Origin of the sequence: Mycoplasma sp. CSL7503-lung (assembly GCF_025515455.1) — a bacterium.
GTDB lineage: Bacteria > Bacillota_I > Bacilli_A > Mycoplasmatales > Metamycoplasmataceae > Mycoplasmopsis.
On sequence record NZ_JAOPHP010000060.1, the window covers coordinates 1 to 384 of the forward strand.

The 384-nt window shown below is 22.4% G+C and carries 1 protein-coding gene; it reads right to left on the reverse strand.

Annotated features, from left to right (window positions below; genetic code table 4):
* Nucleotides 1–384: hypothetical protein (locus N9R85_RS03905; protein WP_262858670.1), on the reverse strand; the 384-nt coding region annotated here is incomplete at both ends.

The window sequence follows — 384 nt, forward strand, 5'->3', positions numbered from 1 at the left end:
TTGTGACTTATATTTAGAAGCTTCATATGAAAGTCTAAATTCATATTCTGTGATGTTATTATTATATTCTTTAAAATGTTTTCTAAACTTTTTATCATTATTAAATAACTTTATAAATTGATGATACATTTTAGTCCTACCAACAGCGTTTCCACTTAATTTACCTTGCTCTAAAATTCAATTTATTAGTTTATTGTTTATCTTTATTTTTTCTTTAATTATTCTTGGTTTTTGCTCATAATAAAAAGTTGTTCTTGAAACATTTATAAATGATGAAAGTTTAGAAATATTAAAGGACGACATCGTTTTCTTTTGAATTTTGTCTTTAATTATTTTTCATAATTCGCTACTACTTATCCCTTTACCTTTAAATAACTCTTCAAT